Annotated in this window: 27 protein-coding genes; 16 read left to right on the plus strand and 11 right to left on the minus strand. The window is 55.4% G+C overall.

The window, feature by feature from the left end; all coding sequences use genetic code 11:
* Positions 1–10 precede the first annotated feature (10 nt).
* The 6 genes from mreC to tldD all read left to right on the plus strand — a co-directional run bounded on the left by mreC (position 11) and on the right by tldD (position 8845).
* Positions 11–940: a rod shape-determining protein MreC gene (gene mreC, locus A6R74_RS21550; RefSeq protein WP_064236523.1), complete on the plus strand. Its 930-nt coding sequence runs from the start codon at positions 11–13 to the stop codon at positions 938–940.
* Positions 940–1428 (plus strand): rod shape-determining protein MreD, encoded by a 489-nt coding sequence (gene mreD, locus A6R74_RS21555; RefSeq protein WP_064236524.1) that lies wholly within the window; start codon positions 940–942, stop codon positions 1426–1428. Before mreC ends, mreD begins: the two co-directional genes overlap by 1 nt.
* Complete coding sequence (locus A6R74_RS21560) at positions 1425–2006, plus strand: Maf family protein (protein WP_064236525.1); 582 nt, start codon at positions 1425–1427, stop codon at positions 2004–2006. Before mreD ends, A6R74_RS21560 begins: the two co-directional genes overlap by 4 nt.
* 70 nt (positions 2007–2076) lie before the next feature.
* A complete protein-coding gene (rng, locus tag A6R74_RS21565) occupies positions 2077–3540 on the plus strand; it encodes a ribonuclease G (RefSeq protein ID WP_064236526.1) in 1464 nt (487 codons plus the stop codon).
* Positions 3541–3542: 2 nt separating this feature from the next.
* On the plus strand, positions 3543–7397 hold the full coding sequence (locus A6R74_RS21570) for a YhdP family phospholipid transporter (protein ID WP_064236527.1): 3855 nt from the start codon (positions 3543–3545) through the stop codon (positions 7395–7397).
* Positions 7394–8845 (plus strand): metalloprotease TldD, encoded by a 1452-nt coding sequence (tldD, locus tag A6R74_RS21575; RefSeq protein WP_064236528.1) that lies wholly within the window; start codon positions 7394–7396, stop codon positions 8843–8845. Before A6R74_RS21570 ends, tldD begins: the two co-directional genes overlap by 4 nt.
* Positions 8846–8893: 48 nt before the next feature.
* Here tldD and yjgA read toward each other — a convergent pair whose 3' ends face one another.
* Positions 8894–9427, minus strand: a complete 534-nt coding sequence (gene yjgA / locus A6R74_RS21580; protein WP_064236529.1) for a ribosome biogenesis factor YjgA — start codon at positions 9425–9427, stop codon at positions 8894–8896.
* 155 nt (positions 9428–9582) lie between these two features.
* On the opposite strand from yjgA, the gene pmbA reads away from it, so the two are divergent.
* Positions 9583–10923: a metalloprotease PmbA gene (pmbA, locus tag A6R74_RS21585; RefSeq protein ID WP_064236530.1), complete on the plus strand. Its 1341-nt coding sequence runs from the start codon at positions 9583–9585 to the stop codon at positions 10921–10923.
* Between the two features lie 15 nt (positions 10924–10938).
* Here the strand turns inward: pmbA and A6R74_RS21590 are convergent, their stop codons facing one another.
* The 10 genes from A6R74_RS21590 to A6R74_RS21635 form a co-directional block, all read right to left on the minus strand.
* Positions 10939–11208, minus strand: coding sequence for an HPr family phosphocarrier protein (locus tag A6R74_RS21590; RefSeq protein WP_064236531.1), 270 nt, complete (start codon positions 11206–11208; stop codon positions 10939–10941).
* A 44-nt stretch (positions 11209–11252) separates the two neighbouring features.
* Positions 11253–12182, minus strand: coding sequence for an RNase adapter RapZ (gene rapZ / locus A6R74_RS21595; protein ID WP_064236532.1), 930 nt, complete (start codon positions 12180–12182; stop codon positions 11253–11255).
* Positions 12183–12299: 117 nt separating this feature from the next.
* Entirely contained in the window at positions 12300–12770 is a 471-nt protein-coding gene (locus A6R74_RS21600; RefSeq protein WP_064236533.1) for a PTS sugar transporter subunit IIA, read from the minus strand.
* 4 nt (positions 12771–12774) lie between these two features.
* Entirely contained in the window at positions 12775–13083 is a 309-nt protein-coding gene (gene hpf / locus A6R74_RS21605; protein WP_007114683.1) for a ribosome hibernation-promoting factor, HPF/YfiA family, read from the minus strand.
* 98 nt (positions 13084–13181) lie between these two features.
* On the minus strand, positions 13182–14597 hold the full coding sequence (locus A6R74_RS21610) for an RNA polymerase factor sigma-54 (protein WP_064236534.1): 1416 nt from the start codon (positions 14595–14597) through the stop codon (positions 13182–13184).
* A 144-nt stretch (positions 14598–14741) separates the two neighbouring features.
* Positions 14742–15467, minus strand: coding sequence for an LPS export ABC transporter ATP-binding protein (gene lptB / locus A6R74_RS21615; protein WP_064236620.1), 726 nt, complete (start codon positions 15465–15467; stop codon positions 14742–14744).
* 53 nt (positions 15468–15520) lie between these two features.
* On the minus strand, positions 15521–16015 hold the full coding sequence (lptA, locus tag A6R74_RS21620) for a lipopolysaccharide transport periplasmic protein LptA (protein ID WP_064236535.1): 495 nt from the start codon (positions 16013–16015) through the stop codon (positions 15521–15523).
* A gap of 12 nt (positions 16016–16027) precedes the next feature.
* Positions 16028–16597, minus strand: a complete 570-nt coding sequence (lptC, locus tag A6R74_RS21625) for an LPS export ABC transporter periplasmic protein LptC (RefSeq protein WP_064236536.1) — start codon at positions 16595–16597, stop codon at positions 16028–16030.
* Positions 16598–17140 carry a KdsC family phosphatase gene (locus A6R74_RS21630; protein ID WP_064236537.1) on the minus strand — a complete coding sequence of 181 codons (543 nt, stop codon included), beginning with the start codon at positions 17138–17140 and terminating at the stop codon, positions 16598–16600.
* 55 nt (positions 17141–17195) lie between these two features.
* Positions 17196–18182, minus strand: coding sequence for a KpsF/GutQ family sugar-phosphate isomerase (locus A6R74_RS21635; protein WP_064236538.1), 987 nt, complete (start codon positions 18180–18182; stop codon positions 17196–17198).
* Positions 18183–18489: 307 nt separating this feature from the next.
* On the opposite strand from A6R74_RS21635, the gene A6R74_RS21640 reads away from it, so the two are divergent.
* The 9 genes from A6R74_RS21640 to hisD all read left to right on the plus strand — a co-directional run bounded on the left by A6R74_RS21640 (position 18490) and on the right by hisD (position 25552).
* On the plus strand, positions 18490–19311 hold the full coding sequence (locus A6R74_RS21640; protein ID WP_064236539.1) for an ATP-binding cassette domain-containing protein: 822 nt from the start codon (positions 18490–18492) through the stop codon (positions 19309–19311).
* 53 nt (positions 19312–19364) lie between these two features.
* The gene (gene mlaE, locus A6R74_RS21645; protein WP_064236540.1) at positions 19365–20165 is read left to right on the plus strand and encodes a lipid asymmetry maintenance ABC transporter permease subunit MlaE; all 801 of its coding nucleotides are present in this window, start codon (positions 19365–19367) and stop codon (positions 20163–20165) included.
* A gap of 16 nt (positions 20166–20181) precedes the next feature.
* Positions 20182–20646: an outer membrane lipid asymmetry maintenance protein MlaD gene (mlaD, locus tag A6R74_RS21650; RefSeq protein WP_064236541.1), complete on the plus strand. Its 465-nt coding sequence runs from the start codon at positions 20182–20184 to the stop codon at positions 20644–20646.
* Between the two features lie 105 nt (positions 20647–20751).
* Complete coding sequence (locus A6R74_RS21655) at positions 20752–21393, plus strand: MlaC/ttg2D family ABC transporter substrate-binding protein (protein ID WP_082906777.1); 642 nt, start codon at positions 20752–20754, stop codon at positions 21391–21393.
* Positions 21390–21728 (plus strand): STAS domain-containing protein, encoded by a 339-nt coding sequence (locus tag A6R74_RS21660; protein WP_064236543.1) that lies wholly within the window; start codon positions 21390–21392, stop codon positions 21726–21728. The genes A6R74_RS21655 and A6R74_RS21660 overlap by 4 nt, the downstream gene beginning before the upstream one ends.
* Before the next feature lie 93 nt (positions 21729–21821).
* Entirely contained in the window at positions 21822–22073 is a 252-nt protein-coding gene (locus tag A6R74_RS21665) for a BolA family protein (RefSeq protein WP_064236544.1), read from the plus strand.
* Between the two features lie 10 nt (positions 22074–22083).
* Positions 22084–23346 carry a UDP-N-acetylglucosamine 1-carboxyvinyltransferase gene (murA, locus tag A6R74_RS21670; protein ID WP_064236545.1) on the plus strand — a complete coding sequence of 421 codons (1263 nt, stop codon included), beginning with the start codon at positions 22084–22086 and terminating at the stop codon, positions 23344–23346.
* Positions 23347–23555: 209 nt separating this feature from the next.
* Positions 23556–24209, plus strand: coding sequence for an ATP phosphoribosyltransferase (gene hisG / locus A6R74_RS21675; RefSeq protein ID WP_064236546.1), 654 nt, complete (start codon positions 23556–23558; stop codon positions 24207–24209).
* A 14-nt stretch (positions 24210–24223) separates the two neighbouring features.
* Complete coding sequence (hisD, locus tag A6R74_RS21680; RefSeq protein ID WP_064236547.1) at positions 24224–25552, plus strand: histidinol dehydrogenase; 1329 nt, start codon at positions 24224–24226, stop codon at positions 25550–25552.
* The last annotated feature ends 91 nt before the right edge of the window (positions 25553–25643 follow it).

Genomic DNA, 25643 nt, shown 5'->3' on the forward strand with positions numbered 1-25643 from the left:
TGCGGGGGGATTGCCTATTAAACCGCTGTTTTCGCACGGGCCATTGCCGGGCTACCGGCTGTTTTTTTGCGCCTTGGCTGCCAGTGCATTGATGTTTGTCGACCTGCATTTCACGCGCATGGAACAAGTGCGTGCGCAACTGTCGATGGTCGTTGCCCCTATTCAATGGGTTGTTAGTGTGCCTAGCGACCTGTTGAATTGGGGATCGCTTGCGCTCTCTGATCAGCAGGCATTGGTGGATGAAAACCGCCGCCTGCGAGAGCAGATTCTTACCCTTTCCCATCGTGGTCAACGGTTGGCAAATTTGACTGCGGAAAACAGCGAACTGCGCGAATTGCTGCAAGCGGCTAAGCGCCGTGATATTCCCTATATCACGGCTGAGCTGCTGTCGCTGGATAATGATCCCTTTAGCCATCAGATGGTGGTTAACCGTGGCCACCGTAACGGCGCCTATGTAGGTCAGCCGGTCATTGATGCCTCGGGGCTAGTGGGGCAAATTACCGCGGTCTCTGCCTATTCCAGCCGTGTATTGCTGTTAGCCGACGCCAGTCACGCCTTGCCGGTTCAGTTAAACCGCAATGGATTACGCTTTATTGTCCAAGGGGCGGGGCGTTACAACAGCGTAAATGTAATGTATGTGCCTGATACGGCGGATATCCGTGAGGGTGATTTACTGACCACGTCGGGCTTAGCTGGGCGCTTTCCACCGGGTTACCCGGTGGCGCGCGTTACCGAGGTCTATCACGATCCAGGCAAACCGTTTGCGCGTGTTACGGCCGCGCCTATGGCCCAACTGCAGCGCTCACGTCACTTCTTGCTGCTTTTTCCGCCCCCGCGAACGGAGGTGGAGGAGCATGCATGGGATGAAACGCTGGATATCTCTTCAGAGGCTTTACGCTCTTCGCTTCAGCTTGCTAAACCCGATCAAGAGGTGCCTTGATGCCCCGTGCACCGGTAGTGCCTATTTTAGTTATTTGGCTAAGTCTGCTTCTGGCGTTATGTTTGCAAGTGATGCCGTTAGCCGATGGTTGGCAGGTGTATCGTCCCGAGTGGTTGGGGCTTATGCTCATCTACTGGTGTATGCGGACTCCCGATAGAATCGGCGTTTTTCATGGCTTTGTACTGGGCATTTTGATGGATTTAATTGAAGGCACAGCGTTGGGGCAGCATGCGCTCATCTATGCGCTGTTGGCATTTCTATGTGCTCTGGTCTACCCACGTTTTCGGGCCTATTCGCTGGTACAGCAGTCGGCACTGGTGCTGGTGCTGCTGGGCTTGATGCAGTTGGTCGCCCAGTGGCTGCGCACTATCGTGGGTGATTTTTCGATTCATTTGGCGTTTTTAATTCCCGCGCTGATCAGTGCACTGCTATGGCCGTGGCTGGCGACGATGTTCCAGGCGTTAGAGCGTCGGTTGGCCGCCTCATGATTGCACCTGTTTTATGTTTGGCCTCGGCTTCTCCACGCCGTCGGGATTTGCTCGCATCCATTGGTGTGCCGGTCAAGGTTCATCCTTGCGATATTGATGAGACGCCGCTGGTTGGGGAGTCGGCTCAAGCCTATGTAAAGCGCTTGGCGATAGCCAAAGCCGAAGCGGCGGCGCCATTCACTGATCTGCCTACCTTAGGTTCAGATACCGCTGTGGTTGTCGATGAGCGTATCCTAGGTAAGCCGGCGCATGCTGAGGAGGGCGCCGAAATGTTGCGGCTGCTTTCTGGGCGCCACCACCAGGTGCTTACCGCCGTGGCGGTGAGTGGGCCAGCGGGAATGCTTTCCTGCTGTGTGACAACCCAGGTGACGATGCGTGAGATCAGCGCCGATGAAATCGCTGCCTACTGGCGTACCGGTGAGCCCGCAGATAAGGCGGGAGGCTACGCTATACAGGGATTAGCGTCCATATTTGTAAAACAGATTCAAGGCAGTCACTCGGCAGTGGTAGGGCTACCGTTGTTCGAGACGACGCACTTGCTATGCCGACAGGGAGTTCCTATCTGGCAGCGCGTTTAACGCCCTTGAATAAAGGGTGTCGCCGCCTGTATCGCTGGCAAGGAATACGTCAACCAACAAGGAATTTTGCATGAGCGGTGAAGTTCTCATCAATTTAACGCCAATGGAAACCCGCGTCGCGCTGGTCGAAAACGGCGTTTTGCAAGAGGCACTGATCGAGCGTTCCCGCCGGCGTGGCATCGTGGGCAATATCTACAAAGGCAAAGTGGTTCGTGTACTGCCTGGCATGCAGGCTGCCTTTGTTGATATTGGCTTAGAGCGGGCGGCGTTTATTCACGCCCACGAAGTGATGCCTCCCGGCATACCGCTTGATGAGCAGCAGACTATCGGCCAGTTGCTTCACGAGGGCCAGGCGTTAGTGGTGCAAGCGACCAAAGACCCTATTGGTAGCAAAGGGGCGCGCTTAACCACGCATCTTTCGATCCCATCCCGCTATCTGGTCTATATGCCTGATTCTCCTCATCACGGCGTTTCGCAGCGTATTGAGGATGAGCGTGAGCGCGAGCGGTTAAAAGCCCTGCTAGACAGCAGCGTGGCGGAGCAGACGCTGGAAGTGACGGGAGGCTTTATTGTCCGAACTGCCGCGGAAGGCGTCGGTGGCGAAGAGCTAAAAGGGGATATGCACTTTCTACTGCGACTGTGGCGCAAAGTCAGCGAGCGTAAAGTAACCGCTACGCCGCAAAGCGTGATTTATGATGATTTGCCGCTCTTTATGCGTACTCTGCGCGACGTAATGCGCGACGATATCGAAAAAGTGCGTATCGATTCACGGGAAAACTTCGTCAAGCTAGTCGAGTTTGCTGAAGAGTTTATGCCCGACGCGGTGGAGCGGATTGAATACTATCCCGGCGAGCGTCCCATTTTTGATCTTTACAGCGTCGAAGATGAGATCCAAAAAGCGTTGGGGCGCAAGGTACAGTTGAAATCCGGTGGCTATCTGGTGATTGACCCCACTGAGGCAATGACCACTATTGATGTCAACACCGGCGGTTATGTCGGTCATCGCAACCTTGAAGAGACCATTTTTAAAACCAACCTTGAGGCGGCCACGACAATAGCCCGCCAGCTTCGGCTGCGTAATCTAGGCGGCATTATCATTATCGACTTTATCGATATGGCGGATGTTGAACATCAGCGACAGGTCTTGCGGGTGTTGGAAAAAGCCTTAGAGCGTGATCATGCCAAAACCAAATGCACTGGCGTTACCGAGCTTGGCCTCGTTCAATTGACCCGTAAGCGCACCCGGGAGAGCCTGGAGCAAACGATGTGTGAAGCCTGCCCGACTTGCAGTGGGCGGGGGACGCTTAAAACGCCAGAAACTGTCTGCTATGAAATCTTTCGTGAGATACTGCGCGAAGAGCGCGCTTATAGCGCTGAGACCTACATGGTGCTGGCATCACAACCTGTCGTTGATCGTTTGCTGGATGAAGAGTCAGCCGCGGTGGCTGACTTGGAGGCGTTTATCAATAAAACCATTCGCTTTCAGGTTGAGCAGCACTACTCCCAAGAACAGTACGATATTGTGCTGATGTAACCATGCTAACGCGTTCGCTGGTGCGTTGGAGTTTGTTGATCGCTGCCTGGCTACTGGGCAGCGCGGCTGTGCTGCTGTTACTGCTGCGCTTGGCGATTAGCCAATCCGATGCCCTAACCCCCCGCATTGAAGCGCTGCTTGAGGCGCGCATTGGCGTGCCGGTCACCATCGATCAGCTATCGCTTTCGCTCGCTCGGAGCGACTTTTTGTTACGCCTTGAGGGTGTAAACGCGGAGACCCCCGATGGCCAAGCGCTATTTTCCCTGGAACATGCGGGGCTGCGTTTGGATACCTGGGCATCGCTTGTCAATATGGCGCCGATTTTTAGCGACGCACGCATCAGCGGTACTCAGTTTCACCTTTATCAAGGCACGGGAGCTACTTGGCAATGGCCTGAACCCGCTGAGTTACCGCTACTAATGGCGCCGGATCCAGAGGTCGACCTTGATACTATCGATACTTGGACCGGCTTGATTTTGCGGCAACGCGTATGGGTAGATGATACCCGGGTAGTCCTGCATGGTCGCCATAATACCGTAATGCTGTATGCCGAGACCTTGCTGCTAACCGGCGATGAACGGCGCACAAGAATGGAAGGCGCAATCAATATTGCGGAATCCATGCAGCAAGCTCGAGTTGAAGCTCTGCCCGCAGCGGAAATAAAAGTCGAAATGCAGCCCGGCCGACAGGGCTTCAGCGATTTTTCGGCAGCATTGCAACTCGATGTTCAGCTCGACCAATTAGTTGTTCTGGCAGATATGTTCCGGCCGGATCATGCCGCTTATTTAGAGCAAGCTGGCGGCAGTGCGCGGCTGTGGGGGCGCTGGAGCGCCGGACGCCTTGAGGAAGCTCGCGTCGCTGTCGATGTTCCCCAGTTAACGCTACGCCATCAGGTTCAGTACGCGGTGTTAAGGGACATTGAGGCCAATGGTTTATGGCAGCGCGACGGCGACGGGGGGGAAGCGTGGCTAAGCGGTGATGCAGATAGCGTGGAGTGGGCGCAGCCCCCTGGAGGTAGCGTTGGGCCTGCCTTGCCACGCCACTGGCACGCCACCCACCAGCCAGGGCAGTGGGAAGTACGCACCAGTGCTTTTGAACTCGCCTCGCTGACCGCTTGGCGCGATTATGTACTGCTCCCCGAGTCCGTCACCCGAGTATTGCAAACCCTCGCCCCCCGTGGGCAAGTCGAGGGGTTACACGTGGGACAGCAAGATGGCCACTGGGGAGTGGACGCGGCGCTAACTGGCGTCGAAGTCTCACCCTGGCAGCAAGCGCCCGGTGGCGGCCCTCTGGATGCCTGGGTGCAGGCGCGAGACTTCCGCGGGCGCGTGCTGTTTAGCAGTAATGGCGAAAGTACCCTCTATTTCCCCGAGTTTTTTGCCGCTCCCATGCAGCTGCGGCGCGCTGAAGGGGAAGTCGAATGGGTATACGACGGCCCCAATACCATGGTGAGTGGCAAGCGGCTAAGCGTTGATTGGGACGGTGCGCAGATAGCGGGTGGCTTTGGTTTGGTGACCGGAAACCAGCGTGGTCACTTTGGTTTAGATCTGACGTTCAGTGACGTAGATGCTGTGGAGCGCCCGCTTGCTCAGTGGTTGCCGCTCAGCGTCATGGGCGACGAGCTGCGCGAATGGCTGCTTAATGATATTGGCGGCTACGTCAGCAAGGGCTCGCTGCAGCTAAGCCAGCCGTTAGGCGAAGGGGCGACTGCCCAGGACTTTACAGCAACGCTTGCCTTGGCGGTGACGCAAGGGCATTTGCCGATTGCGCCAGGCTGGCCACGCCTTGACGATGTCGAGGGGCGACTGAAGTGGCAAAACAAGGTGTTAGAGGCTGAAATTGATAACGCCCAGAGCCATGGTGTCACGGCTTCAGAGGGCGAGGTGGTGATGGAGGATGAGACGCTCAACCTTTCGGGGCAGTTAACCTCGGATGGGCCAGCGCTAATATCATTTTTACAGGCGATGCCCGAGATCGACCTTTCCCAACTAAGTGATTTGCGCGTGACGGGGGACGTTAACGGCGATATTGCGCTGTCGTTGCCGTTGGCAAACCCTGAGGCGCTGCAGCTGGAAATTAATGCTCAGCCGCGCTTCTCGGAAGTGGTTTATCAACCGCTCGACCTTCGCCTTCAATCGGTTGAGGGGGATCTCGCTTGGCTTCAAGATGGGGAGAGTTCGGGACTCGTCGGCGAGGCTAGTGGTCAGTTGCTTGGGGGGGCTATCAACGCTGATATTGATACTCAAAGCGACGGCATACAACTGCAAGGGCGTGTCGCTACCGCGGCGCTGTTCGGGCTTGCTGGGTTAGACAGTAGCCAAGGGCGCCTGCCCTTTGAAGGGCCGATAGAGTGGCAGGGCCGTGTCACCCTAAGCCCAGCGCCCTCCCTGCGTCTTGAGAGTCGCTTGCTCGGCGTCACCAGCCACCTGCCCGAACCGTTTGCCAAATCACCACAGCAGCCCTGGCCGTGGACATTGACCGCTGATTTAGATGCCAAACGACTTGAAACGCAGCTGGCCGATATCGTTTCAGCACGCATCCAACAGCGTAATGGCGAGCTATCAGGGTCGCTAAAGTTAGGCAGCCAAGCGGAGCGCCTGCCGGGCTGGCCCACTCAGCCCGGCATCAGTCTTGACGCTGCCGTGCCAAGGCTTGATCCGTTAGCGTGGCAGCGGGCGATAGCGCCGCTAATGGCTGGCGGAACCACTATGCCGTCAAGTGAAGGCACTCAAACACCGCTGGATGTCTCGTTAACCACCCCCTGCGTGGTTTATCAAAGCGAGTGTTTAGGCAGTCTTAACGCATCTGGAGGCATCAACGCTGGTCTGATCGATTTGGGCCTAAGTGGTAACCTGGTCACCGGGCGTTTACAGTACGATGCTGAGTCACCGCAACCGTTAGACATGACCATTGAAGCGTTGGCGCTTGATCGCTTGTTGGCGTTAGCCAATGTCGAACATGACAGCGATGCACCGATGCCCGACTCCTGGATGGAATCAGTCGAAACTCAGCGTCAGGCGCCTATGGCCATTCCGGATTGGCTGGCCGATGTGCCCAATGGGCGATTGCGTTTAGCCGAAATTGCCATGGGGCCGCGCCGCTTTGGCCCCTTGACCGCCTACTGGAAAACCGACGGTGAGCGCTTTTCGCTTACCCCTGTCGGCTTAACCCTGGGCCAGCTATCGGCGCGCGGCGAGCTGCACTGGGAGGGGGATGCTGTTTCGAGTCATACCCGCGCAGACATTACGATTCAGGGCGGAGATATTGGCACTGCCCTTGAGCGCCTTGACCAGCCGGTGGCCATGCGCAGCCGAAGTACCGATGTGGTCGCCTCGCTTGACTGGCCGGGGGCACCCTGGCAATTGGAGTTAAGTCGCTCAGATGGCTATATCAGTACCGACATTCGCGACGGCCGTTTTGTCACCCTGGAGTCGGCGCCTGCGCGGTTAATTGGCTTGCTTAATTTCGATAATATTTTACGTCGTCTGCGCCTGGATTTTTCCGACGTAACCGGCCGGGGCACGGCATTTGACCGTGTCAAGGGCACCGCTGATGTTACCGGTGGGCTGTTGACGCTTCGCGGGCCATTGCAAATTGATGCCCCGGCCACCACCCTAACGCTTACCGGCAGTGTTGACTTGGTGACGCGTGAACTTGACCAGCGGCTTGGCGTCACACTACCAGTGACGCAAAGTTTACCGATCGCGGCGATCGCCGTTGGCGCACCCATCGTGGGCGGCGCGCTGTTCCTTGCTGACCAGCTATTTGGCGACGCTTTAGATCGTGCCACGACACTCCATTATCGCGTGCGAGGCCCTTGGACTTCGCCGCAGGTTACTTTAGAAGGCCCCCAATGACCGCATATAAAAGTGATGTAGATACGGCTGCTGCCATTCTGTTGACCCCTGGAGGGCTTGATTTAGACGCTCTGGAAACGGGGTTGGGCTACGCCATGGGCGCGGGCATTGACTACGCTGATCTGTATTTTCAACGTACCTGGCAAGAGGGTTGGGTGCTGGAAGATGGGGAGGTGAAAGAGGCTAGCTACAATATTGACGGCGGCGTCGGTGTGCGCTCCCTGGCGGGTGAAAAAACCGGATTTGCCTACTCCAACCAAATTACGGCCGATGCGTTAATGGACACTGGCCGGACCGCTGCAGGTATTGTGCGCAGTGGTCAACGCCTGCCCGGGCAATTGGTTCAACCCGTTTCGGCTACGTCGCGCTACGCGGGGATTGACCCATTAGCCGGGCTAAGCGCCGAAGAGAAAGTCGCCATGTTAAAACAGGCTGACCGAGTCGCCCGTGTCGCAGATCCTAGCATCAGTCAGGTGAGTGCTTCCCTATCGGGTACCTACGAAGTGGTGTTAGTGCGGGCCAGCGATGGCACTTTGGCGGCAGATATTCGCCCTCTGGTGCGCTTTAATGTCAGCGTGATTGCGGTTAAGAACGGACGCCGTGAGCGCGGCAGCGCGGGCGGTGGTGGTCGTTACTCCATGGCCAAATTGCGCGATGATCAAGTCGCAGAGCAGTACGCTAAAGAAGCCGTTCGTCAGGCGCTGGTCAACCTGGAAGCCATTGATGCGCCCGCTGGGCAAATGCCGGTGGTGCTGGCGTCAGGCTGGCCAGGGATTTTACTCCATGAAGCCGTCGGCCACGGCCTGGAAGGGGATTTTAACCGTAAGGGAAGTTCCGCCTTTGCGGGCCAAATGGGTAAGCGGGTAGCCGCTAAAGGCGTCACTATTGTCGACGATGCTACGCTAGCGGATTGCCGTGGCTCCATGAGCGTTGATGACGAGGGCACGCCGGGCCAATACACGCCGCTTATTGAAGACGGTATTTTGACTGGCTATATGCAGGACAAACTCAATGCTCGCTTAATGGATATGGCCCCCACAGGCAACGCGCGGCGTGAATCCTTTGCCCACCTGCCGATGCCGCGTATGACGAACACCGTTATGCTCGCAGGCCAAGAAGAGCCCAGCGATATCATCAAAAGCGTTAAGCGCGGTATTTATGCGGTGAGCTTTGGCGGCGGTCAGGTGGATATTACCTCGGGTAAATTTGTGTTCTCTGCCAGCGAAGCCTACCTAATTGAAGACGGTAAAGTGACGGCGCCGGTGAAAGGGGCCACCTTAATTGGTAATGGGCCGGAAGCGATGCAGCGGGTTTCTATGATTGGCCACGATATGGCGCTGGATACCGGCATCGGCGTGTGTGGTAAAGAGGGGCAGGGAGTGCCGGTGGGTGTCGGCCAGCCTACCTTGAAATTGGATGAGCTGACCGTCGGTGGGACTCAGTCTTAAGTGCTGGTCTTAAGTACTGGTCTTAAGTGCTGGTCTTAAGTGCTGCCTTTAAAGAGCAAGCGTTTCGCGCAGGTGTTTGAAGAGCTTGCGCGAGCTGGTGGGTGGTTTGCCCTGTTCGCGCTCTCGCTGGGCGTTGCGAATCAACTGACGCAAGGTCTGGCGGTCGGCATCTGGGTGCTCTGCCATAAAAAGGTCAACAGCAGGATCGCCTTCGTCAATTAAGCGTTCCCGCCATTTTTCCAGTCGGTGGAAGGCATGGTCGCGCTGCTCCTGCTCCTGATCGATGGAATCGAATACGCCTTGAATGGCGGTGAGATCCTCTTTACGGATTAGCTTACCGACATACTGCATATGACGGCGGCGACCTTCATGGGAACGAATGCGCGAGGTTTCCTCGATAGCGCGCAGCATATCGTCAGAAAGGGGGAAACGAGCTCGTTCCGCCGGTCGCATGGCGATTAAGGTTTCCCCAAGTGCCTGTAAGGCATGCATTTCACGTTTGAGTTGCGACTTGCTAGGGCGTTCTTCCTGCTCTTCTACTTCATTAGTACTTAGGACGGGATCGGGACGTTGCTTACGCATAGTGTGACTCACAGACAAGATTCGTGGCGGCATTATACCAGCTGCGAGTACAACATTGATTCGCCGAAGATACTCTCTTGAAAGATACTCTCTTGAAAGACGTTCTCTTGAAAGATATTCGGTTGAGAGACATTCGTTTGAAAAAAGGAGGCCATATGGCACAGGCATTTGATGCATCCGCGCAGCAGTCGTTATTGACCGCGCGTGCCGAAGAGGCGCTAGCGCTGGCAAAACGCTTGGGCGCGGATGCTGCCGAAGTGGGCGCCAGCGTTGATCAGGGCATCGGCGTTAGCGTTCGTCAGGGTGAAGTTGAAACGGTTGAGTTATCCCGTGACCAGGGCATTGCCGTCACGCTTTACGTGGGCCAGCGTAAAGGCAGCGCCTCGTCCACAGACGCCAGCAGCGCCTCGATTCAGGCAGCGGTGGAGAAAGCGCTGGCGATTGCTCGTTATACCGGTGAAGACCCGGCCGCAGGGCTAGCCGACGCCTCTCTGATGGCCGCCGAGTTGCCCGATCTAAAAGTGCACTACCCCTGGGCCCTGACAACGGATGAGGCGATTGAGCTGGCGCTTGCCTGTGAGCAGGCGGGGCGCGACGTTGAAGGCATTTCCCAGTCGGATGGCGCGTCACTCTCCAGCGGCGAAGGGGTACGCGTTTACGCCAATAGCCACGGCTTTTTAGGTACTCAAAAAGGCAGCAGCCATTCGCTTTCGTGCATGCTGATTGCCCAAGACGCGGCGGGTATGCAGCGCGACTACGACTACACATCTGCCCGCGACCCCAAGACGCTGCGTGACCCCGCCGAGGTGGGCCGCGAGGCCGCCGCGCGCACGCTGCGCAGGCTGGGTGCTAAACGTCCCCCCACGGGCACCTTTCCGGTGCTGTTTGACCCCTCGTTGGCCAGTGGCTTAATTGGCCATCTGCTTGGTGGTTTAGCCGGTGGCGCGCTCTACCGTCAGGCCTCGTTTTTGTGTGACCGGCTCGGCACACCACTGTTTCCAGACTGGTTTAGTCTTGAAGAGCTGCCCATGGAGATTGGTGCCACGGCCAGCTCGCCATTTGATGGCGAGGGTGTGCAAACCCGCAATAATCGCTTTATCGATCAGGGTAGCATCGCAAGCTATATGCTCTCTGCTTACAGCGCTCGTCGGTTGGGTATGCATACCACGGGGAATGCCGGTGGGGCGAGGAACGTAAGGTTAGCGGCGCCGCTGCAATCACGCGAAAGCCTGTTGCAGGAGATGGGCAGGGGTATTTGGGTGACTGAGCTGATGGGCCAAGGCGTTAATGGCGTGACCGGTGATTACTCCCGCGGTGCAGCAGGTTTTTGGGTCGAAAACGGTAAGGTGCAGTACCCGGTTGAAGAGTTCACCATTGCCGGTAACCTAGATCGGATGTTTGCTGGATTAGCCGGGATTGGCGATGACACTGATACCCGTGGCAGTGTTCACACGGGTAGTTGGTTGATTGATGCGATGACGGTGGCGGGTGACTAACAGGTATAGCGGCGGCTACTGATCTTCCTCGAAGCGGGCATCGAACAGCGCTTGAATGGCTTCAAGCGCCTGTTCGGCGTCATCACCTTCGGCGTTGATCGTTAGCTCGGTACCGCAAGGGGCGGCTAGCATCAGCAGTGACATGATGTTGGCGGCGTCAGCTACCTGTTGCTGTTTGTAAACACGTATTTTAGCCGTAAACTGTTGGCCGCATTTGACCAGTTTTGTCGCCGCGCGAGCATGTAGCCCGCGTTGATTGGTAAGTGTGAGTATTCTTTCTGGCACCCTGGTTCCTTCTCGCCGAGTGGTGTCATTAATGGATAAACGCGCTAAGTCTCTTTCCGTTCGTTGTTGGAAGTAGCGCTGAGGAGAGCCGCCGCCGACTGTTCACCCAAGGTGTAGTGCAGCCCCAGTTCACGATGGCGTAGTTGAACGTCGCCCATGCTAGTGGTCAACCTCTCCGCCAGCTTCTCGACCATGTAGACCGAGCGGTGCTGGCCACCAGTGCAGCCAATCGCGATGGTCATGTAGCTGCGTTGGCTATTCTGGTAAGCGGGTAGCCAACGCTCAAGCCACGCCAAAATATCGTTGCTCATGGCGTCAACAATAGGATAGCTGCTCAAAAAAGCCACAATATCAGCGTCACGGCCGGTGAACTGGCGCAGCGTTGGATCCCAGTAAGGATTCGGCAGGCAGCGCACGTCGAAGACCAAGTCAGCATCTAACGGCACGCCGCGTTTGTAACCGAATGACTCAAGGGTCAACGTTAGCTTATCGCGCTGCTGGTGTGCTACCTGGTCGGTAATGCGACGGCGTAAATCGTGTACCGATAACCGTGATGTATCGATCAGTAAGTCGGCTAGGTCGCGAATATCCTCCAGCGTCTCTTCTTCTTTATTGATCGCTTCTTCGAGGGTCATTTCACTATCGCGAGTCAGCGGATGACGTCGCCGGGTAGCCGAGTAACGCTCAAGCAGGATGCGGGCATCGGTGGTCAAGTAAATCACTTGAAAGTTAATTTTACGCTGGCGCAACTCCTCTAACAAAGAGGGCAAGCGCTCCAGCGCTCCCGGCAAATTACGGGCATCAATACTGACCGCCAAATGAGTACGGTCACCCTGGCCGCGTAATTCGTCCACCAACGAGCCCAGCAGCATAGCGGGGAGGTTATCAATCGCGTAGTAGCCAAGATCCTCCAGCGCCTGTAGAGCGATAGATTTACCTGAACCTGAGCGGCCGCTAATGATCACCAGTTGCATAGAGTCTCTCTTTGCCTTGGTCAAGCTGCGTTAAGGGTGGTGAGCGAAACATACACCTGCGGTGACTAACCTTAAATAGATTTTAAAAATAGGTTTTAAAATAGATTTTAAGACCGGTTAGGCCGCTGATTGCTCACGAATTTTGGCAGTGATGAGCTCAAGCAATTCACGCTGACTGGCCGCTTTACGCAGCAGCTGGCGTGTATCCGCATCATTCATGATGGTCGCTACTTGGCCGAGCAGTGAAAGGTGCGTGTCATCTGCTTCTTCGGGTACCAACAGTACAAACACCAGGTCTACCGGGTCGCCATCGATAGCGTCAAAATCAATCGCTTCTGACAATTTTAAAAAACCAGCGATAGGGGCGGTGCAGTGGGGGCTACGCGCATGGGGAATAGCCACGCCGTTACCAATACCGGTGCTGCCTAAGCGTTCACGGCCGATTAAACGGCTAAACACTTCTTGGCTGTCCAAGCTGGGAATATTTTGGGCAATAAAGGTGCTGTAAAACTCCAGCACCCTTTTTTTGCTGCCCCCGGGTACGTCAAATAGAACGCGTTCCGGGGGAAGTATGGTTTCCAACGTCATTGAATTAACGCACACCTGCGCCTTGGGCGCGAGCTTGTGCTTTTTCCTTGTGTTTAACGAGTTGACGGTCGATTTTATCCGCTAGGGCGTCGATAGCGGCGTACATATCACTGTCTAGGGCTTCCGCATGTAAGTCAGCACCTGCGGCGTGCAGCGTACAGGCGGCCTGCTGGCGCTCTTTCTCCACTGATAAGGTGACTTGCACCGTAGTTATATTGTCGTAATGGCGCTCTACACGCTCAAGCTTTTCGTTGACATAGTCACGCAAGGCGTCAGTCAGTTCTACGTGATGACCAGTGATATTTACTTGCATTGACGTACTCCTTATCCATCGGACTGTACTTCGATTGTAACCCTTTTTGCCGCGTTGCAAAGCCCTTGTCGAGAGTTTCCCTGAAACGGCAGCAGGGCCTAGCGTAAACGGCGCCTTTCGCTGGAGGAGGGGATGCCCATGGCTTCACGATATTTAGCCACCGTGCGACGCGCCACCTGCACGCCCCCTTCGCCTAATAGCGTGACCAAGCGGCTGTCAGAAAGCGGTTTGCCAGGGGGCTCCTCTTGAATCAGTTTTTTGAGACGCGCGCGGATGGCGGTACTTGAGTGACTGTCGCCATCTTGGCTGCTCACCTGGCTCGAGAAAAAGTACTTGAGCTCAAAAACACCGCGGGGCGTATGAATGTATTTCTGCGTCGTTACCCGCGAGATAGTTGATTCGTGCATCTCAACGGCTTCGGCAATATCGGCGAGTATCAGCGGCTTCATGGCTTCTTCGCCGTGCTCCAAAAAGCCAATCTGTCGAGTGATAATTTCGCGACCAACCCGCAATAGCGTATCGTTACGGCTAGACAGGCTCTTAATCAGCCAGCGCGCTTCCTGCAGGTGTTCTTTGAGAAACTGGTTATCATCGCTTTTGTCCGCACGCTTAATCAAGCTGGCGTAGTCGGGCTGAATGCGCAGCCGTGGCAGGGCCTCTGGGTTGAGCTCTAAATGCCAGCCATCTTGGTCGTGGCGGACGACTAGATCGGGCGTTACATAACTGTCGTCGGTATCGCCGTAGGCGCTACCTGGACGTGGGTCGAGGCTGCGAATGAGTAGGATAACATCGGCCAACTGCTCGTCATCAAGCCCGAGACGGCGCTTAAGCAAGCGCATATCATCCTTGCCGAGCGCTTCAAGAAACTGCCGAACGAGACGGCGGGCGGGAACCAGCAGTGGTGTATCGTCGGGAAGGGCGGCGAGCTGCAGCATCAGGCATTCACGCAAATCACGGGCAAAGATACCGGTCGGCTCAAACTGTTGGAGCTTGAGCAGCGTGGTTTCCACTTCGCGCTGACTAAGCCCGTCAATGCCCTGGGCACGAAGTCCTTCACGGATATCGTTGAGCGGCTGGGTTAGGTAGCCATTAGCATCTAGCGCGTCGATTAAGCTCTCCGCGACAAGCTGTTCACGGGCGCTAAAATCGGTCATGGCAAGTTGCCACAGCAGGTGCCCGTGCAGGCTCTGTCCGGCTGCCTGGCGCTCAAAGTCGGGGCCTTCGCTGCTGCTACCACCCTGGCTACCCATATCTTGATAGGTATCTGACCAGTCGCTATCTACCGAGAGCTCAGTAGGGATGCTCTCTGACCACTCTTCTTCTTTAGGCTCGCTGACAGCCTGCTCACTAAATTCATCTTCTTGCTCCAGCATGGGGTTGGCGTCTAGGGCCTGCTGAATTTCTTGACGAAGGTCCAGCGTCGAAAGTTGCAACAGCGCAATGGCCTGCTGCAACTGGGGCGTCATGGTCAGCTGTGTGCCGATACGCAGTTGGAGAGAAGCTTTCATGACCATCTGAGAACCACTCGTTAATCGGAATGTTCCACACTAGTGCGAGTGAGTGCCGGGTGCAAGTGCAATAAGCATGCCATTGGTAGTAAAGTTGTTGTAAAGCGCTATTTAGTGGGGTGAAAAGTCAGTTTAGAAGTGAAAATAATCTTAGAGGCGAAAATCTGCGCCCAAATAAACATCCCTTACTTTTTGGTTAGTAAGTATTGAAGCTGGCGAGCCGCTGGCGATGATTTGCCCATCACCGACGATATAGGCGATATCGCAAATATCCAGGGTTTCACGCACGTTATGGTCGGTAATCAGTACACCGATATGGCGCTGCTTCAGCGCACGAATGATGGTTTTAATTTCGCCCACAGAAATGGGATCAACGCCAGCAAAGGGCTCATCGAGCAAAATAAAGGCAGGCTCTGTTGCTAAGGAGCGTGCAATTTCCACGCGTCTGCGCTCGCCGCCCGAAAGGCTCATGCCGAGGTTGTCGCGAATGTGAGTGATATGAAAGTCTTCGAGTAGCGCTTCCAAGCGCTGTTCCCGGTCGCTGCGATTGAGCTCTTTGCGCGTCTCGAGTATCGCCATAATATTGTCAGCAACCGAAAGTTTGCGGAAGATAGACGCCTCCTGGGGGAGATATCCGATACCTGCTGCTGCGCGCTCGTGCATAGGTGCGCGGGTTAAATCCACATCGTCGATGCCCACTTCGCCAGCATCGGATTTTACCAGCCCGACAATCATATAGAACGAGGTGGTTTTGCCGGCACCATTAGGGCCAAGTAGGCCGACCACGCTGCCTTGGCAGATTTCCAAATTGATGTCTTTGACCACGCGGCGGCGTTTGTAGCTTTTGGCCAGGTGGTGGGCATAAAGGGTTTTGATCGGCGTAAGAATTTGGTTCGGCGTAGTGTCAACAGTTGCCACAGCTCGGCTCCCTATTGTTCAGGCTGAAGGGTCATACGTATGCGCTGGGGCTCGCTGCCGTCAACGTCAGAGCGTGCTTGAATCACTTCACGGTCAATAAAGTATTCAAGCCGCCCGCCGCTGAACTTGTCCTCTTGCTGAGTCAGCTCGGCTTGGTCAATCAGTTCTACGCGGCGTTCAGCGACATGATAAATAATCCTTCTTGCCCAGCCCTCAGTGGGGCCATCCTGACCTTGTGCTTGATGACGCAGGTAGGCGCGCTCACCGGTGGAGGTTGCCGTCGAAAGTTCGCCGGCCTCGTTGCGTTTGATCTCTACCCGATCACCTCGCAGCTGCATTTCGCCCTGACGTATCTCTACATCCCCGGTATAAACGGCGGTGCCCGCCCGCTGGTCGAGATCTAAACGGTCGGCTTCCACTTCCACAGGGGCCTGTTGTGAAGTTTGGGCCAGTGCCGATAATGGCATCGCTAGCGCAAATAGGGCGGTGTAAATAAGTGCTTTCATGGCGACTCCTCTTTAAGGTTGCGTGGCCGGGGGGTGTGTGCCGCGCACATTATCAGTTAGGCGTACCCGGCTATCGTTAAGCCACACGTCCATACGTGAAGCGCGCATTTGCTGGGGCGGTTGCTGTAACAGTACCGGTGTTGCACTCCAGGCATGCTGAGTTACCCCATCATAATGCAATAGCTCGGTATCTAGCTGCCAGCCTTCATCAGGTGCGATCAAGCGAGCCGAGCCTGACAGTAACAGCGCTTGGGTAGCGGTGTTGAGCGTGCCTACATCGGCGCTAGCCAGCCACTGGCGCCCCTCATTGTCATACAGAACGGCTTCGGGCTCTTCCGACCAGGTTTCGCTTTGCTGAGGCGTATGGATAAGACGCGGTGTTGTCAGCGACTGCAAAACGCTGCCGTTATCACCGAATAGCGTAATTTCAGCATTTTCCAGTACGTGACCTGGTTCCTGAGCCTGCGCTTCAGGGTCGATGGTAGTGTCTTGAGGGCCGCCGGGGTCAAGCCATACCAGCAGCGCACCCAGCGCGATAACCAGCCCGCCCAGCCAGAGGCGTACCTTAAGCCGCTTCAACATTTATGCTCGACCGTGCAAATAGGTGTCGAGCACCGCGCCCCAGTGCCCTTGAGATTCAAGCAGCGTATCGCAGATTTCACGAACGGCACCGTGACCACCCAGGCGTTCGGTGATCCAGTCGGCGTGGGTGTGCATATAATCCGGTGCGTTAGGCACGGTAATGCCGACGCCGCAACGCTTAATAGCCGCTAGATCGGGCAGGTCGTCGCCGCAATAGGCTACTTGTTCCAGCTCGATATCAAGGCGCTGGCAAAGCCCGCGCAGGGTAGCCAGTTTGTCTTCACAGCCTTGGTGAACATGGTCGATACCCAGGGCGGCGGCACGCTGACTGACCATGGGGGAATCGCGCCCGGTAATCAGTGCAACATGCACGCCCACGCGTTTGAGCAGCTTTAGCCCATGGCCATCCTGAGTATGGAAGGCTTTGATTTCGATTCCATCGGCCTGAAAGTAGAGGCGGCCATCGGTGAGGACGCCGTCAACATCCAACGCCAATAGGCGTACGCGGCGGAGTCGATCGAGTAGCGCGGTGGGTAGGGTCATAGAGCCTCCATATCAGTAATTTCTTATAGCCAGACGGATAAAAAACGCCGATGGGTTAAATAACGCCGCTGGCGAGCAGGTCGTGCATATGTAGAGCCCCAATAGGGCGCTGTTGTTCATCGACCACCGCTAGCGCGGTAATCCGGCTCTCTTCCATAATACGTACCGCTTCGGCCGCCAGGATGTCGGGGCCGATGCGTTTGCCTGGCCGGGTCATAACGTCGTCAACGAGGACATCGCGCAGGTTGTGAAACTGATCCAGCGTACGGCGCAGGTCGCCATCGGTGTAAACCCCGGCCAGGCGTCCTTCGCTATCCACCACGCAGGTAAAGCCAAGTCCTTGCCGGGTGATCTCTAATAACGCATCGCGCAGTGGGCTTCCTAATGTGACCTGGGGTAGCCGCTCGCCATCGTGCATCAGGTCTCTGACGCGCAGCAGTAAGCGCTTGCCTAAACTGCCGCCAGGGTGGGAAAGGGCAAAGTCTTCAGCGGTAAAGCCGCGTGCTTCCAGTAACGCCACCGCCAGTGCATCGCCTAGGGCGAGAGCCGCAGTGGTGGAGCTGGTAGGGGCGAGATCGAGCGGGCACGCCTCTCGCTCAACGCCGCTGTTTAGGTGCGCATCAGCGTGTTTGGCAAGCGTGGATTGGGGGCGCCCCGTCATGCTGACCAGCGGTGTGCCCAAGCGTTTAAGCAGCGGCAGTAGGGCGGTGACTTCAGCCGTTTCTCCCGAGTTAGATAACGCCAGCACAACATCAGCGCGGGTGATCATGCCTAAATCGCCGTGGCTGGCTTCACCGGGGTGAACGAAAAAAGCCGGTGTGCCCGTACTGGCCAGCGTTGCCGCCAGCTTGCCTGCAATATGCCCCGACTTGCCCATGCCAGTCACCACCACGCGTCCTTGGCAGGCGAGGATTAGCTCGCAGGCGCGGTCAAAGCTTTCGTCTAGTTTAGCCTGGAGGCCTCCAATCGCTGCCTGCTCAATTTGCAGCGTACGCAGAGCGCTTTCGCGTAGTAGGCTGGATGAAGCGAGAGGCTGGCGCATAGCGTTTTCTCTTAACGATTGAAAATATGAAAAGTAGTAACCGCAAGAATAACATCTCGACACCGCTTATAGGCAGTAATTGAGGTCGTAATCCCTGGTGGCTTGAGCGATAAACTGCCCTAGCCTAGGGATCTGCTCACCAGTCGTTATACTAATCACTAGGAATGCTCACTCGCGGAGTAATGTTTTGTGGCGTTATAGTACAATGTTCGATAATGTTTTAGAAACACTGTTTTCTAACTGCGCTAGTAGCAAGTAGGGTATGCTATTTAGCCCTAGCTGCGCCCCGTTAAGAGTCAACTGATCCATGACAGATGCACCCTTTATAGAAATTGAAGACCTTTATTTCTTTCGTGGCGATCACGAAATTTTCCGTGGCGTGAATATGACCATACCGCGGGGTAAAGTGACCGCGATCATGGGGCCGAGCGGCACCGGTAAAACGACGCTGCTGAAGTTGATCGGTGGGCAGTTGACCCCGGAGAGCGGACGCATACTGATTGATGGGCAGGACGTTCACCGGCTATCTCGGAAGGCGCTATTTACGCTACGCAAGCGGATGGGGATGCTGTTTCAGAGTGGTGCGCTGTTTTCCGATTTGGATGTGTTTGAGAATGTTGCCTTTCCGTTGCGGGTGCATACTGATTTACCCGATACGATGGTGCGAGATCTTGTGTTACTCAAGCTACAGGCCGTCGGACTGCGCGGAGCGCGTCACTTAACACCCGCTGAGCTATCGGGAGGGATGGCGCGCCGGGTAGCGTTGGCCCGTGCGGTGGCGCTGGATCCGGAGCTGATTCTATATGACGAGCCGTTTGTCGGTCAGGATCCCATTTCGATGGGCGTGTTGGTGCAGCTTATTAAGCGTCTTAATCAAGCGCTGCAGCTCACCTCTGTGGTGGTCTCCCACGACATCAAAGAGACATTGAGTATTGCTGACTATCTCTATCTCATCGCAGATGGTCAGGTAATAGCGCATGGCACGCCGCAAACGCTGGATATCAATCAGGATCCTCGGGTGAGTCAGTTTATTCATGGTGAGCCTGATGGCCCGGTACCGTTTCATTACCCCGCTGAGGCGTTTTATCGCGATATTCTGGGTGAAACCCCGGTGACACAGAAAGATTAGGTGGCAAAGTTGGCTTAAATGCACATATGCAGGGTAAATAAAGGGCAGAGTTAATGCAGTCAAAATTCTCTAACAGCGCCGCGCGTATCACCCGGCTGGGGCGCCGAGGGTGCGACTTAATGGAAGCATTAGGTCGAGCTGGCGTGTTTCTGTTTCAGTCAGCAATTGGTGTGCCTTCCCGAGAAGGCTGGCGACTATGGTTGCACCAGATGCACTTTGTTGGCGTGCTTTCGTTAGCCATTGTGCTGGTGTCGGGGCTGTTTATCGGCATGGTGCTGGCGCTGCAGGGCTATACCATTCTGGTCGATTTCGGTGCTGAGCAGGCCCTGGGACAAATGGTAGCGCTTTCGCTATTGCGTGAGCTAGCGCCAGTAGTGGCGGCGCTGCTGTTTGCTGGGCGGGCAGGCTCTGCGCTTACCGCCGAGATTGGCTTGATGAAAGCCACAGAGCAGCTCACCAGCATGGAAATGATTGGTGTTGATCCGCTACGCCGGGTGGTGGCTCCACGTCTATGGGCAGGCTTTGTGTCGCTGCCTATCCTGACGGTGGGGTTTAGCGTGGTGGGTATTTGGGGCGGCTACTTAGTGGGCGTCGAGTGGTTGGGCGTTTTTGAGGGCTCCTACTGGAGCAACATGCAAGCCAACGTGGCTTTTATTAGTGATATTGGTAACGGCATGATCAAAAGCGCCGTATTTGCGTTGGTGGTGACCTGGATTGCGGTGTTCCAGGGGTATGATTTGGTGCCCACCTCTGAAGGTATCTCGCGTGCTACCACGCGCACGGTAGTGTACTCGTCGCTTGCAGTATTGGGGCTTGATTTTGTGTTGACCGCCATGATGTTTGGCGGCCTTTAATGGCTGGAGCAGTTTCATGAAACGCAGTAAAACCATGGAGTTCGGTGTTGGCCTGTTTATGGTGGCAGGCATCCTAGGGCTTGTGTTCCTCGGCTTGCGGGTTAGTGGACTGACGCTCTCTGCGCCCACACAGTCGTTCCAGCTAGAGGCTAACTTTGCCAATATTGGCAGTTTAAAACCCCGCGCCAGGGTCACTATGGCCGGCGTTACGGTAGGGCGGGTGGAGGCCATTGAACTGGATACGCAATGGTTTGATGCGCGTGTTGTGCTAAGTCTGGATAGCGAACTTGAGGGGCAGCTCTCCAAAGATTCGATTGCTTCTATCCTAACCGCAGGCCTGTTGGGTGAGCAGTACATTGGTCTTAGTGTGGGTGGAGATCCTGAGATGCTGGAAGATGGCGATACGATTCGCGACACCCAGTCGGCGCTGGTGCTGGAAGAACTTATCCAGCAATTTGTGTCCAATATGGCTAGTAACTGATGTTTTAAATAGCGACTGTTTCAAATGTCAGGCGCTAATCCAGTTTAATAATGGCCCAGTGTAATAACGGGTAGGGAGATAACGGTTATGAATGGAGTGAACTTGATGTTGGGTCGTTGGTTATGGGTAGCAGTGATGATGGTCGCGTTCTTGGTACCGCTGCAGTCGCATGCACAGTCTCAGACGCCAGAGGCGATGATTCGCGATAACGTCGAATCGCTAATGGCGGATATTGAAGGCCGCAAAGATTACTACGCTAACAACCTTGGCGAGCTTGAAGCGTTGGTAGATAGCAACCTTGATCAAGTGGCGGATTTTCGCTATATCGGTGCCAGCGTGATGGGCAACTACTTCCGCAACGCTTCCCCGGAACAGCGCCGTCGTTTTGTGGACGTGTTTCGTCAAACGCTGATTGATACCTATACCCGCGGATTAGTGACGTTTGATTATGATGAGCTGCGGGTGCTGGATACTCAACAGGCTCAGCGCTACGACGATCAGGCTAGCGTCGCCATGGAAGTGATAGCCAATAACGGCCAAGTGTACCCCGTTAGTTATAGCCTAAGGCTTTCTGATGGTGAGTGGCGGGTAGTTAATGTCATTGTTAATGGCATCAACTTAGGCCTGACATTCCGCAACCAGTTTGATCAAGCCATGCGCGATAATAACCGCGATTACGATGCGGTAATCAACGGTTGGTCTCCCGAGGTGGGTGTTGATGAGCTGGAAAAGGGAGGCGATGCGTGACAGCGCTTTATTCACGCCCCAGCGTCACGGTCAGCGTAGAAGGCGCTACCTTGCTTGTGGTGGGTGATGTGGAAGTAACGTTGGCGGCCGACTTGGCCGCCAGTGGCGTTAAATGGCTCAAGCATACTGAGCTAACATCAATCAGCTTTGATTTTAGCCGCGTAGGAAAAGCCAGCAGCGTTGCCATTAGCGTGTTGTTTGAGTGGCTACGGATCTGTCGGCAGCGCGGAATTCTGGTTCAAGCCATTCATTTTTCAGCTGCGCTGCGCCGACTTGCCTCTTTGGCTGAGTTGGATGCTCTGATTGAGCAGCCAGCAACGACTCTGGCCGTTTAACACCTCGGCATCGCCAAGCGCACCGCTTTTCTTTATTATGTCGATCCAATTACGTTCATTGATATCGATGACCCCAAAGGAGTTTTCTGCGCCATGCAACCCAATGAGGTAAAAGCACTGCTTGAATCCCGTATCGACGGATGTCAGTTCCATATCCAGGGTGAAGGCTGTAACTTTCAGGTGATTGCGGTTGGCGATGCCTTTGAAGGTCTCTCTCCGGTCAAACGCCAGCAGCTCGTTTACGCTGCGCTGAGCGATGAGATCGCCTCGGGCGCGCTCCACGCTATTAGCATCAAAACGTTTACTCCGGGGCAGTGGCAAACTGCACCGGAAAACGTTCAATAACGGTCGTCCCATGGATAAATTAATTATTACCGGCAATGGATCGGTAGACGGTGAAGTGTGGGTGAGCGGTGCTAAAAATGCGGCGCTACCTATTCTTTGTGCCAGCCTTTTGGCCGATGGTCCTGTGGTGATTGGTAATTTGCCGCACTTGCAGGATATTACCACCACTCTTGAGTTGCTTGGCCGCATGGGCGTTGAGCCTGTAATGGGCGAAAAGCTGAGCATTCAGTTGGATGGCTCCCAGGTGACCCAGTGTCACGCGCCATATGAGTTGGTTAAGAAAATGCGTGCCTCCATCCTGGTGCTGGGCCCTCTACTTGCCCACTTCGGTAAAGCCGATGTGTCGCTACCCGGCGGATGCGCCATTGGTTCGCGCCCGGTTGACTTGCACATTCGTGGTTTGGAAGCCATGGGGGCGGAAATTCGCGTTGAGGCTGGCTATATCCGTGCGCGGGTCGATGGTCGGCTAAAAGGGGCGACTATCTATTTTGATACCGTCACAGTGACCGGTACCGAAAACCTGCTGATGGCGGCGACCTTGGCTGATGGCAAAACCATTTTAGAAAACGCTGCCCGCGAGCCTGAAATTGTCGACTTGGCCGAGTGCTTGATCAAAATGGGCGCTAATATCAGCGGCCATGGAACCGACACCATCATCATCGAAGGTGTCGAGAAGCTGCACGGCTGCGAACACGACGTCATGCCTGACCGTATCGAGACCGGCACCTTTCTAGTGGCCGCCGCCATGACCGGTGGGCGGGTGAAGGTTAAACGCACCCGGGCCGATATCCTGGATGCCGTCATTGCCAAGCTGGAAGAAGCGGGAGCCGAAATAACCAGTGGCGACGACTGGATTGCCCTGGATATGCACGGTAAACGCCCTAAAGCGGTGAACATTCGCACCGCACCGTATCCCGCCTTCCCTACCGATATGCAGGCGCAGTTCGTGGCCATGAACGCAGTAGCCGTGGGGCATTCTCGGGTGGTCGAGACCATTTTCGAGAACCGCTTTATGCACGTTCAAGAGCTAAACCGCATGGGCGCTAATATTGTGTTGGAAGGCAACACCGCCTTGATCGAGGGGGTCGAGAAACTTTCCGGCGCGCCGGTAATGGCAACCGACCTGCGTGCGTCTGCTTCGCTGGTGATTGCGGCAATGATGGCCGAGGGCGAAACCTTGGTAGATCGCATCTATCACATTGACCGTGGCTACGAATGTATTGAAGAGAAATTGCAGCTGCTGGGTGCGCGTATTCGCCGTATTCCTGGCTAAGCCATGCTAGGATACTGTCCGACTTAACACTGATCTACTGCGAATCCCGGTATTTTGGCCAACTTTATTCGATCGATTTCGTTAAATAGCGCGCTATTCGCCTCAATCGATCGATAAATTTGTCTCAAAATCCGTGCTTCTCGCGACGATCGGCCAAGCCGGACAGGCTCCTAGTAATCCCTGCATGCGAATAACGACGGGCCGACACGATGAGTAAGCAACTGATTTTAGCCCTCTCGAAGGGTCGTATTCTGGAAGAGACGCTACCGCTGCTAGCCGACGCGGGCATCACACCTGCAGAGGATTTAAGCAAAAGCCGTAAGCTGCTGTTTGATACCAACTTGCCCGACGTAAAGCTGGTCATTATCCGTGCCACCGACGTGCCCACCTACGTTCAACTGGGGGCTGCCGATGTTGGTATCGCGGGCAAAGATGTGCTGCTTGAGCACGGAGCTGAAGGGCTTTATGAACCGCTGGACTTGGATATTGCCCGCTGTAAACTGATGACCGCGGGTGTGACCGGCCAGTTGCCAGCCCGCGCCCGGCGTCGGGTGGCCACAAAGTTTGTCAATGTGGCGCGACGCTACTATGCCGAGCAGGGTATCCAGGCCGAGGTGATCAAGCTCTACGGCGCGATGGAGCTTGCGCCGTTAATGAATTTGGCTGATGAGATTGTCGATATCGTTGATACTGGCAATACCCTGCGGGCAAATGGTATGGAGCCGCGTGAGCTTATTGCTCATATCAGCACCCGGTTAGTGGTCAATAAAGCCGCCATGACCATGAAGCACGAGCGTATCAAACCGTTACTAGACCGTTTGGATAGTGCGGTTAAAAAGCGTCAGACCCAGCTTGCCGAATGATCTGAGGTGTTCCCATGAGTGACCCCATGAGCAAACAGACGACTACGACGATTGCACGCCTATCGACAAGCGATGCTGCCTTTAACCATCGGCTTGATGAATTGTTAGATTGGGAAGGGGTGTCTGACAAAGCGGTGCAAACGCGAGTAGAAGAAATTCTTTCCAGCGTAAAGCAGCGGGGCGATGCGGCGGTAGTTGAGGCCACGAATCGCTTTGACCGGCTTTCTGCTGCTTCAATGGACGAACTGCAGTTGACGCCCGAGCAGTTGAAGAGGGCGTTTGACAATTTGCCCGCTGAACAGCGAGAGGCGTTGTCCAGTGCAGCCGAGCGGATTAAGCGCTACCACGAGCGTCAAAAGCCCAGCTCCTGGCAATACCAAGAGCCAGACGGCACGGTGTTGGGGCAAAAAGTTACCCCGCTTGACCGGGCGGGTATTTATGTCCCGGGTGGAAAGGCTGCTTACCCTTCTTCGGTGCTAATGAACGCAATTCCTGCTCATGTGGCCGGTGTACGTGAAATCGTGATGGTCGTGCCTACGCCGGACGGTGTGCTAAATGAGCTGGTGATGGCTGCGGCACACCTGGCGGGTGTCGACTATGTGTTCACTATTGGCGGTGCTCAGGCGGTCGCAGCGCTTGCTTACGGCACTGAAAGTGTGCCTCGGGTCGATAAAATAGTTGGGCCTGGCAACATTTATGTGGCTACGGCTAAGCGTGCGGTATTTGGCCAAGTGGGTATCGATATGATTGCCGGGCCCTCGGAAATTATGGTGGTTTCCGACGGACAGACTGACCCCGATTGGCTGGCGATGGATCTATTTTCTCAAGCCGAGCATGACGAAGATGCCCAAGCGATCTTGGTTAGCTGGGATGCTGAGCACTTAGATGCCGTTGAAGAGGCGATTGAGCGACTACTGCCGACCTTAGAGCGTGAAGAGATCGTGCGTGAGTCGCTGCGTCGGCGTGGAGCGTTGGTGCTCTGTCAGGATGTCCAAGAAGCGATTACGCTGATTAACCGCATTGCCCCTGAGCACCTGGAGCTTTCGGTGGCTGCCCCCGAGGCTTGGTTAGACGATATTCGTCATGCTGGCGCAATTTTTATGGGCCGTTACACTGCCGAAGCACTGGGTGACTACTGTGCTGGGCCAAATCATGTGCTGCCAACCTCGGGCACCGCGCGCTTCTCTTCACCGTTGGGCGTCTACGATTTCCAAAAGCGCTCTTCGATTATTCACTGTTCGGCGGAGGGCGCCTCTGAGCTAGGTAAAATAGCGTCGGTGTTAGCGCGGGGAGAATCATTAACCGCTCACGCTCGCTCAGCGGAGTATCGAATTCGCGATTGATAGCTCAGTGTTTGAGCTCAATGTTTGATAACTAAAGCGTCTAGCAAAGCGCCTAAGGCAGCATGTTTGCTAGTCGCTCTTATGGATGCTC

The organism is Halomonas sp. ALS9 (assembly GCF_001651035.1).
GTDB lineage: Bacteria > Pseudomonadota > Gammaproteobacteria > Pseudomonadales > Halomonadaceae > Vreelandella.